We start from the raw sequence: 9880 nt of genomic DNA on the forward strand, positions 1-9880 counted from the left end.
GCGGGCGGGGAGGTGGGCATGACCGGGGCCGGTTCGAGCCAGCTGACCCTGCGGTCGGGGTGGAAGAAGCGGGGGAAGGTCTCGTCGCCGGGGTGGCTGTCCCACCAGCGGCCCCGCTCCAGCACCAGGGTCCGCACACCTGCGCGCGCGAGCCGCAGTGCCGCGACCGAACCGCCGAAGCCGCTGCCCACCACCACGGCCCGGTAGACCTCCTCGCGGGCGGTGCGGGCGGTGCGGGCGGCTGCCGTGGCGGAGCCGGGCACCGCGGCCGCGGCGACGGCCGCGCCGACGCCGATGAGCACGCTACGTCGCGACAGGGGTTGTCCGTGATCCATGTCAGTTCCTCACTCGTGGTGTTCGTGCCCCCGGCACCGTGCCGGCGGGTGCGGTGCCGACGATCAGGACCGCGCCGGCAGGAGCGAGACGGGGACGTCGACGTGGCGTGCGCGGAGGAACTCGCCCAGCGACTTGCCGAGCTGGTCCAGCGACAGTCCCGCGGAGCTGCTGGGGCCGAGATAGCCCTGCAGCACGAAGCAGAGACCGCGTAGTTTCGGCAGTTCGTAGCGCTCGACGGTGGTCGCCGTGGGCGACGCGAGCAGTTCGACGAGCCGGTCGGTGGTGAGGAAGGAGAGCAGCCAGGGGTAGGCGTCGTCCTGGCTCACCCAGAAGCCGAGGTTGGCGTTGCCCGCCTTGTCACCGACCCGCGCGTGCACGACGTGGCCGAGTGGCCGCCGGACGGTCGGGCCGAAGGACGCCAGGTCGGCCGGTGGGGTGCGGGTGCCGGCCGGCTGTCCGCCGTAGGGCCGCGTGCCGGACGGGGGCGGGATGTCCACGACCCGGCCGTCGGGCAGGTGGGCCTGGTGCCGCAGGCTGTCCTGGCGGACCAGACCGGGCCAGTAGTCGATGCGTGCCTGCGCGGAGTCGGCGAAGATCTGGGTGATCTCGGTGTAGAAGCCCGGGAACCCGCCCAGCCAGTAGGAGTTGAGCTGGGCGACGAACGCTTCGACCTGCGCCGCGGTGGCCGCGGCGACGGTGACCTTCACCGGGACGGTGGCCTGCCACTGGTCCGCCGGGTCCTCGACGGCCCGGCCGCAGACGAACAGCCGCAGCTTCCGCACCCGGGCCTCGCCGGCGGCGAGCTCGGCCTGCCGCCGGAGCACCTCGACCTTCTCGTCGATCTGCAGTCCGGTCGCGAAGTACCACATCGAGCCGCGGTAGCCCGCCCGCAGGTGCATCCCGACGCGGGTGGTCTCGACCGGGGCACTGCCCTTCGCGCCGCTGACCCGCACCCGGTCCGGCCCCTCCTGGGTGACCGTCACCGAGTCGGTGTGCCAGGTGACGTCGGGGTTGAGGTACCGCGGTCCCTGGATCTCGTAGACCAGCTGGGCGGTGACCGTGTCGACGGTGACCATGCCGCCTTCGCCCGCCCGTTTGGTGATGACGCAGTCACCGTCGTCGGCGACTTCGGCGATGGGGAACCCCGGGACGACGATGCCGGGCACGGCGGTGAAGCCGGTGAAGTTGCCGCCGGTGGCCTGCGCGCCGCACTCGATGATGTGCCCGGCGGCGACCGCGCCCGCGATCCTGTCCAGCTCGTCGCGTCCCCATCCGTGCCACCAGGCGGCCACACCGCTGATCAGGGAGGCGTCGGCGACCCGACCGGTGATGACGATGTCGGCGCCCGCGTCCAGTGCCGACTTCACCCCCCAGGCCCCCAGGTAGGCGTCGGCCGCCAGCACGTGCCGCTCGTCGGTGTCCAGCGACTCGCCGGTGTCGGTGTTGACCAGCTGCCCCTCGGCGGCCAGCCGGTCGACCTCCGCGTACAGGTCGTCGCCGGTCACACCGGCGACACGAAGGTCCAGCCCGCCCGTCCGCACCGCGTCGCGGATCTTCTCCGCCAGGGCGAGGGGCGCGTGCACGCCGGCGTTGGTCACGATCTTCAGCTTCTTCTCGGCCACCGCGGGGAGCTCCGGCAGCAGCTGCGCGACGAACAGGGGGGAGAAGAACTCGCGGTGCTTCTCCGGCTCGTCGATGAAGCGGGCCGTCATCATGGACTCGATGAACTCGGTCATCGAGTCGCCGATCAGCGCGTCGACGGGCTCCCCGTGGACGGCCTCCTTGAAGGCGGCGAACCGGTCCCCCATACCACCGGAGAAGCTGGCGATGCGGACCGGACGGCGCGGGGACATGACGTACCTCCTTGGTCGAAGCTGCCCGACGGCGGGTTGTCGCGTTCAGGTCAGGACGTAGGAGCCGGGTGCGGGGTCCGTGGCCGGATGGCGGTCGCTGCCCAGTGGCGGGGGCGTGCGTTGGGGGCCCGCGCGGTCGGCGAGCCAGCGGGCCCACGCCCGCCACCAGGTGTCGTGGTACTCGGTGGTGCCGGCCAGCCACGCGTGCGGTTCGTCGACGTCGTCCGGGCCGCCGGTCCGGTAGCTCGCCCCGGAGTCCGGCGGGGCCACGACCGCGGCGATGTGGCCGCCGGAGGCGAGGTGGAAGCGCACGTCGCCGGGGAACAACCGCACCGTCCGGTAGGCGGAGGTCCAGGGCACGAGGTGGTCGTCGTGCGCCGCGACCACGAAGAGGTCCTGGGTGACGCGGTCGAGCCGGAGCCGCCGCCCGGCGAGCTCGGCGGTCCCCCGCGCGAAGGCGTTGTCCAGCAACAGGTTCCGCAGCAGGTACTGCTGTGCTCGGTGGGGGACGTGCACCGTGTCGCAGTTCCAGTACAGGACGTCGTAGGCGGGCGCGGTCTCACCCATCAGCCAGCCGGCCCGCAGCCGCGACCAGATCAGCTCGTCCGGGCGGAGCAGCCGGAAGAACGCCTCGAGGGCCTGGCCGTCGAGCACACCCCGGGCGGAGGTCAGGGCTTCCACCAGTCGCAGACCGGGGCCTCGCAGGAGCCAGCCGGTGGCGCCGGTCCGGGTGAGGGCGGTGATGTCGGCGAAGTCGGCGAGCGTGTTCAGCGCGGTGACGCTGCGCACCCGCGGTCGGTGGTCGTCGTCCAGCCAGGCGGCGAGCATCAGGGCGATCAGGCCGCCGAGGCACGCGCCGAACAGGTTCACCTCCTCCGCGCCGGTGATGTCCCGCACCGCGGCGAGGGCGGGGAGCAGGGAGTCCCGGACGTAGTGGTCGTAGCCGACGTGCCGCTGGGAGGCGTCCGGGTTCCGGTAGCTGATCATGAAGACGGTGTGCCCGTGGTCGACCGCCCACCGCACGACGCTGCGTCCTGGCGTCAGGTCGGCGATGTAGAACTTGTTGACCCAGGGTGGGCAGCACAGCAGCGGGACGGAGTGGACACTCGTCGTCCGCGGCTCGTACTGGATCAGCTCCATGAGGCGGTTGCGGAACACGACCCTGCCCGGAGTGGTCGCCAGGTCCCGGCCGACGGTGAACGCCTGCCGGTCCACCAGCGACGGCAGGCCCCGGTTGTGCCGGAGGTCGGCCAGCAGGTGCGCGGCGCCACGGAAGAGGCTCTGCCCTCGCGTCCGCACCGCCTTGCGCAGCGCGGCCGGGTTGGCCGGCAGCAGGTTCGGCGGTGCCAGGGCGTCGACGGCCAGCCGGATCAGGAACTGTGCGGCGCGCCGGTCAGCCGGCGGCAGCGGGAGAACCTCCGCTGTCCGGTCGGCGAGGTGTGCGGCGGTGAGGTAGGTGCCGCGCAGGGAACGGAAGTAGCGGTTGGCCGACCACGCCGGGTCGAGGAAACGCGGATCCCGCGGCATGGTGTCAACGGTGGTCGTGGAGGTCATCCTTCACCGTCCACAGTGGATCCAGCGCTGGGCTCGTCGCGGATGAACGGGCTCAGCGCGTCGACGAATCCCACGTGGCTGTCGAGGTAACCGACGTGGCCGGCGGTCGCCAGGACGGCGAACCGTCCACGCGGGAGCTTCCTCGCCGCCCGGACCCCCTGCCAGATCGGGAAGACCTCGTCGGTCAGCCCCCAGATCACCATGGTCGGCATCGACAGGTCACCGAGGCGGTGGGCGACGCTGTAGTGGCGGCGCTGCCCGGTCGGGCCGACCGCCATCCGCACCATCCGCAGGGACGTGGACAGCAGCGTCCGCGACTCGGTCAGCCGGATCTGGTCGCGCCACTCCCGCACGCCGACGCGCCACGGCTGCCGCAGCTGCGCAAGGCTCATCAGGGCTCGCGCGACGCCGGCGCCGGGCAGGAGCAGCGCGGTGATCGCGAGGTCCACGGCCCAGCCCGGCAGCAGGGCGCCGGCGACGAGGGAGGGGTTCACCGCGCGGCCGAGGCCGGCGGAGTCCATGAGCACCAGCCGCGTCACGCGCTCGGGGTGCTCCAGCGCGAAGGTGGCCGCGATGAGGCCGCCGGCGGAGTGCCCGAGCACGGTCGCCTCGTCGATGGCCATCGCGTCGAGGAAGGCGCCGACGAAGGACACCAGGGCGTCGAGGCACACCTGCGCCTGCGGGCTCGTGCCGCTGAAGCCGGGCAGCGACACGGCGATCACCCGGTGCGTGCCCCGGAACTCGGCGACGACGGGCAGCCAGCTGCGGAAAGTGGTGATGTTGCCGTGCACCAGGAGCAGCACCGGTCCGCTGCCCGCTTCCAGGTACACCGTGGACAGGCCCTGGACCATGACCCGGTGCTGGCCGATCGCATCGTTACTCACAGCGCGTTCTCACCTTCCTGGCTGTCTGCCCGCGTCCTGCCGCCCTCGCTCGCCACCACCCGCACAGCCACTCCCCGTGCCTGGCAGACGCACAGTCCGCCGGCCGACACCCGCCCGTCGGCGACCACGTACCGCCCGGTGGCATCGCGACCGTTCCCGGTGATGTCCAGGTCGACGACGAGCTGGTCACCGGTGGGTGGGACCTCGCCGTGGTGGGTCCAGGTGAGCCGGCGGCCCGCCGCGGGCGTCTGGAAGCGGGCACCGGGCCCGGTCGGTTCCGCACCGAGCAGGTCGAGCTGCAGCAGCTGGGACATCGACTCCAGTGCGAGGCTGCCGGGCAGGACCGGATCCTGGAAGACGTGCGCCGTGAAGTACCAGTCCCCGGGGTCGACGTCCTTCTCGGCACGCAACCGGCCGAGCCCTGCCGAGCCGCCGTCCCGCCACAGCCCGGTCACCCGGTCGAGCATCAGCAGCATCGAGCCGGCCAGCCGGGGCCGGCCGCCGAACAGGTGCCGTGGCCGGGTTCGCAGGTCGATCGGGGGCCCGTCGGGACCTGGCGGAAGCTCCTCCGCCGGGAGGGCCGACGGCGGTGCCGTGGCTCCGGCCGGCAGCAGTCCGAACGTGGTCTCGAGGGTGAGCAGGGGTTCGTCACGGACGTGGCAGGTGACGTCGAAGGCGCAGACAGTGGTGCCGTCGGTGTCGCGGACGTCGGTCAGGTCCGCGGTGGTCCGGACGACTCCGGTGGACGGCCGCAACTCGCGGTGCACCGTGAGCGCGCCGCTGAGGTTGCGCAGGCGTGCGCCTCCTCGTGCCAGGCCCAGGTGCCCGACGAGCCAGGAACAGGGCTGTGCCGCGAGCTCGACCAGGACCGCGAGCGGAGTGGACCGGGAGCCGTTGTCCGCCCAGAACCAGGCACGGCCGGGGAGGTCGTACTCGGCGACGACGCGGCTGCCCGCACCACGGGGCGTGGTGACGACGTCGCGCACCCGGGAGACGAACAGGTAGGGCGGGCCCGGCAGGCGGACCGCCGTCGAGCCGTCCTGGCGCGCCGGCGGTCCCCACGCCGCGGCCAGCATGGCCCGGTGGTCGAGGCGGCGGCCACAGTCGTCCACGCCGCACGGGCGGGGGTCGTGGTGTCCCACCAGGCCGCCGAGGCGCTGCGGGGGGACGGGTTCGCCGGTGAGCTGGACCGCCGGCGCGGCGAGCCGGCTCCAGTGGGTGAGGGGCCAGTCGGGCACGAGCCGCAGACCCAGGCGCTCGGCGTGGAAAGCCCGCACACCGTCCACTGTGCACAGCGCGTCGGCGAACAGCGTCGGCGTCGGGCCGTCCACGATCTGCGACACGAACAGCTCGTAGGTCAGCAACCGGCTGCGAGGTGTGACCTGGCCCCGGCAGCGGAGCCGGAACGTCGCACCGGGAACGGGCTCGAACCGCCATCCGTCGCGGTCGAGGGTGTGGCCGCACCCCGTGAGGTAGAACGCCATCGCCTGCAGACAGGCCTCGAACATCAGCGTTCCCGGCATGCACGGGTCACCGGTGAAGTGGCCAGGGAAGAACCACTCGTGCGGGCTGACACCGAACTCCGCACGCAGGTATCCGCGCCGCCAGGGGCCGCCCGCCGGGTCGAACACGGGGACGCGGTGCAGCAGCCCCATGCGCCCGTTGCCGGCGCGCGGCGTGCGGACGTGGGCCCGGGTGGTCTCCCATCCCTTGCCGAAGCAGATGTCCGGCCTGCCTTCGGCGAAGGCGCGGACGTCGGCGGCGGTGAAGGACGTCCGGGTCGTCAGCGCGGGCGGGGACCACCGCGCCTGCGGCGGCGTCACCTCGGCGGGGTCCCAGATCACCCCTGCCGTGGCAGCCAGTTCCTCGTCGGTGAAGTAACCGGCCTGCCCGTTGGTCACCGTGAGCGTCAGCCGCCCGTCGACCGCGCAGCGGCTGTGGAAGAAGAACAGGTGCACACCGGCGTGCTCGCCGTGGCCGTCGACGGTGATCTCGTACCGGGCTGTCGCGCCGAGCGCCGGCGGGCTGGCGTGAAAGGTCAGGTCACAGCCGAGCAGGCGGTACACCCGGTCCCGCGCGACGTGCAGGTCGGCGCCGAGCCAGGTGAGCAGCAGCAGGTCCGCCTGCCCCGCCTCGACCAGCAGTCCGGCCGGGATACGTCCGCACCCGTCCACGTACCAGGCGTCGCGGCGGATGTCGGTCTCGGACCGGATGGTGCCCTTCCCCAGGGAGCAGGGCTCGCCGTCGATGTCCAGGACGCGGTCGGCGAGCAACATCGGGGGTTCGGGCATGCGCGTGTGCCGTGCACGCTTCTCCACGGCGGCGAACCGGTCACCCAGCACGGCGGTCAACTGCCCGGCGGCCAGGCGTTCGAGCTGCGCCCGGTCGAGGGAGAGGCCCGGCCGCCGGTGTCCGGGTCGTGCCCGCGGCGCCCGGTCGCCGCCCAGCCGGGCGAGGCGGGCGGTGACGAGTGGCGGATGGGCGGGGACGACCAGTGACCGGGGCCGCTCCTCGACGGGAGGCGGTGCGGGAGCCAGCCGGTCCAGCACCGGGGCCGCATCGGTGACCACCCCCGCGGCCGCCAGTTCGGCGACCGCCCGGGCGAGGGCGGCGCGGGAGTCCTCGCCCTGACCGGCGCCGTCCAGGGCGACGGCCAGGTGGTCGCGGTCCCGCAGCGTCGCGGAGATCCAGCCGGAGCACAGGTCACGTGGGCCGTGCTCGACGAACACCCGGACACCGTCGTCCCAGGCCCTGCGCACGGTGGCGGCGAAGTCGATCCGGTCGAGCGTCAACGTCGTCAGCACGTCCGCCACCGAGTCCGGCGTGGGGACGTACGGGGCCGCGGTCGTGCTCGTGTAGAAGCGCGTGGACGCCTCGGCGTGGACCGGGCGGTGGTAGAGGCGCCGCAACTCCGCTCGGGCATCCGCCAGGACGGGGGAGTGGGCGGCGATGTCGTAGTCGAGGGGCAGCACGGTCACCTCGCCACCGAGGCGGCGGACGACGCGGTCGCAGGCGGTCGCCGCACCGCCGATGACGCACTGGCCGAAAGTGTTGATCACCAGCAGGTAGGCCGCCGGTTCGTCCCGGAGCGCGGCCCGGACCCGGGTGGCCGGCGCAGCGACCAGCAGGTTGACCCAGCGGTCGGCGGGCAGGCCCAGCCGGTGCCAGGCCCGGCGGGCGGTGCGCTGCTCGCCCACGAGCCCACGGGTGAAGCAGTGGGCCTCGACGAGCTCGGTGACGAGCGCCGGCACGTCCCGCCACACCCGCAGGGCCACCATCGCGCTGGCCTCTCCGGAGGAGTAGCCCAGCACCGCGTCCGGCCGGAGGCCGAGCAGGTCCCGGGTGAGGCGGGTGTGCAGGTCGGCGAGCAGGGTCGCGGCCAGGTTCTTGCGCACGGGGTCGGCCGGGCGGCCGGCGAGCAGGGGTTCACTGAGCAGCGCGAGGTCGCCGCACCGCCGCCGGATGTCGTCGACCAGCTCGGGGAAGGCGAGCATGAGCGACCGGCCCATCCTCGGGTGGCTGGCTGATCCGTTGGTGTAGACGAACGCGACCTCGCCGTCGGCCGGGCGGTCCCGGAAGGCGACGGCGGCCGGCTGTTCGCCCCGGCCGGTCAGCCACCCGCGGGCCTCCTCCCGTCGACTCGCCAGGACGTCGTCCGGTCGTTCGACGAGGGCGAGGCGGCACGGCCCGCCGCCACTCGGCCGTCCGTCGCGCAACGCCTCGGCGACCTCCCGCCGGTTCCGGCCACCGAACACGTGCACCGCGTAGCCGCCTGCCGACCACGCCACCGGAGCCAGGCCCCGGACCCGGACCCGAGTCACGTCAGCACCGAGCGGGGCGGCGGTGACCTCGGCGACCGGCGCGCCCAGCATCGGGTCCGCCGGACCGGCCGGCCGCGGCACCGCACGATGTCGCACCGCCAGTGCCGCGGCGGCGACCGCGACGAGTCCCTCGGCGGCGTGCGCGCTGCCGAACCGGTCGCCCGGGTCGAAGCCGGCATCCGGTCCGTCCCGGCCGACCCGAAGACCTGGTTCCTCGTCGAGGAGGTCGCCGTCGTCGACCAGCGCGACGACGTCCGCGCCGTCCCGCTCGGCGTCCGCGCGCCGCCGCAGCAGCAGCGCCACCGCGGCATCGCCTGTCCGGCGACCGAGACCGAGTGCGCGCAGGGCCGCCTCGTGGACCGGTTCGCACGACAGGTCCACGGCGCCGACCAGCACCGCGTCGGCCTCGCCCGTGCGCAGCGCCCGGCACCCGATCCGCAGGGCCGCCAGCCCGGAGGCTTCTTCGGCGAAGACGGAGAAGCTCGGCCCCGCCAGGTCGAACTGCGAGTTCAGGCGGTTGGTGACGACGTTGGGCATGGTGCCGACCACTGCGGCGGCGGAAAGCGGCGGCGCGAACGCGTCCCGGAGGGCCGGATCGCGAACGGCGTCCTCGGCCGCCCCACCCGCCGCCAGCCAGGACGGGGCGCGCCACCGTGCCGCGTAGCGGACGACCTCGGCGTCACAGCCCATCCCGACCAGGACCATCGTGCGCTCGCGCGGCAGGTCCTGCCCGGCCAGCGCCTCCCTCGCCGCGTCCAGGACCAGCAGTTGCTGGGCGAGCGCCTGTGCCAGGTCGGCGGGCGGGAACCGCAGGCCCACCAGCGGTGTCTCGACCGTCTCGCGCCGTGCGTCCGGCACCGACCCGCCGAAGAGTCCGTCGGCGAGGTCCCGCGCACTCGTGCCGGCGCCGACCCGCGCGCCCACGGCCACGATGGCGACATCGGCCGCCACCTCGTCGTCCGTGGGACGCTCACGTTCGACGGGGCGTTGCGGCGCCGGACCCATCCGACCCGGCGGGGGCGGGGCCTCGAGCACCAGGTGGGCGTTGTTGCCGCCGAAGCCGAAGGTGCTCAGGCCGGCACGCCGCTCGCCCTCCCACGGCTCGTGCTCGACGAGGGGACGCAGCACCGTCCCGGCGAGTGCGTCGGTGGGGTCCTCGGCGCCGAGCGTGGCCGGGCGCACGCCGGCCGCCATCGCACCGATGAGCTTCAGCAGGCCCGCCAGCCCGGCGACCGTCACCGGATGGCCGAGGTTCGACTTGACCGAGCCCACCGGCAGGTCGCGGACCCCCACGAAGACCTTCGCCGCCCCACGCAGCTCGACGGCGTCACCGAGCGGGGTTCCGGTGGCGTGGCACTCCAGCAGGCTCACCGAGCGGGGATCCAGGCCGGCGGCCCGGTAGGCGGCCAGGATCGCACGCTCCTGGTCCTCC

The 9880-nt window shown here is 73.9% G+C and carries 5 protein-coding genes; all 5 read right to left on the reverse strand.

Going from position 1 to position 9880, the window contains the following annotated elements; genetic code table 11:
- Window positions 1-335 (reverse strand): NAD(P)-binding protein (locus tag ACJ73U_RS43510; RefSeq protein ID WP_407783652.1); only part of this gene is annotated, 335 nt, incomplete at its 3' end.
- A gap of 63 nt (window positions 336-398) precedes the next feature.
- Entirely contained in the window at window positions 399-2189 is a 1791-nt protein-coding gene (locus tag ACJ73U_RS43515; protein ID WP_407783653.1) for an acyclic terpene utilization AtuA family protein, read from the reverse strand.
- 45 nt (window positions 2190-2234) lie between these two features.
- Complete coding sequence (locus tag ACJ73U_RS43520; protein ID WP_407783654.1) at window positions 2235-3743, reverse strand: PHA/PHB synthase family protein; 1509 nt, start codon at window positions 3741-3743, stop codon at window positions 2235-2237.
- Window positions 3740-4627 carry an alpha/beta fold hydrolase gene (locus ACJ73U_RS43525; RefSeq protein ID WP_407783655.1) on the reverse strand — a complete coding sequence of 296 codons (888 nt, stop codon included), beginning with the start codon at window positions 4625-4627 and terminating at the stop codon, window positions 3740-3742. Before ACJ73U_RS43525 ends, ACJ73U_RS43520 begins: the two co-directional genes overlap by 4 nt.
- On the reverse strand, window positions 4624-9880 hold a 5257-nt coding region (locus ACJ73U_RS43530; protein ID WP_407783656.1), incomplete at its 5' end, for a beta-ketoacyl synthase N-terminal-like domain-containing protein. The genes ACJ73U_RS43530 and ACJ73U_RS43525, both read right to left, overlap by 4 nt.

It is taken from the genome of Actinophytocola sp. (genome assembly GCF_045807065.1).
Lineage (GTDB): Bacteria > Actinomycetota > Actinomycetes > Mycobacteriales > Pseudonocardiaceae > Actinophytocola.

Coding starts and splice junctions, on each gene's coding strand:
- ACJ73U_RS43520 (WP_407783654.1), bottom strand. CDS start 3,743: ATGACCTCCACGACCACCGTTGACACCATGCCGCGGGATCCGCGTTTC.
- ACJ73U_RS43515 (WP_407783653.1), bottom strand. CDS start 2,189: ATGTCCCCGCGCCGTCCGGTCCGCATCGCCAGCTTCTCCGGTGGTATG.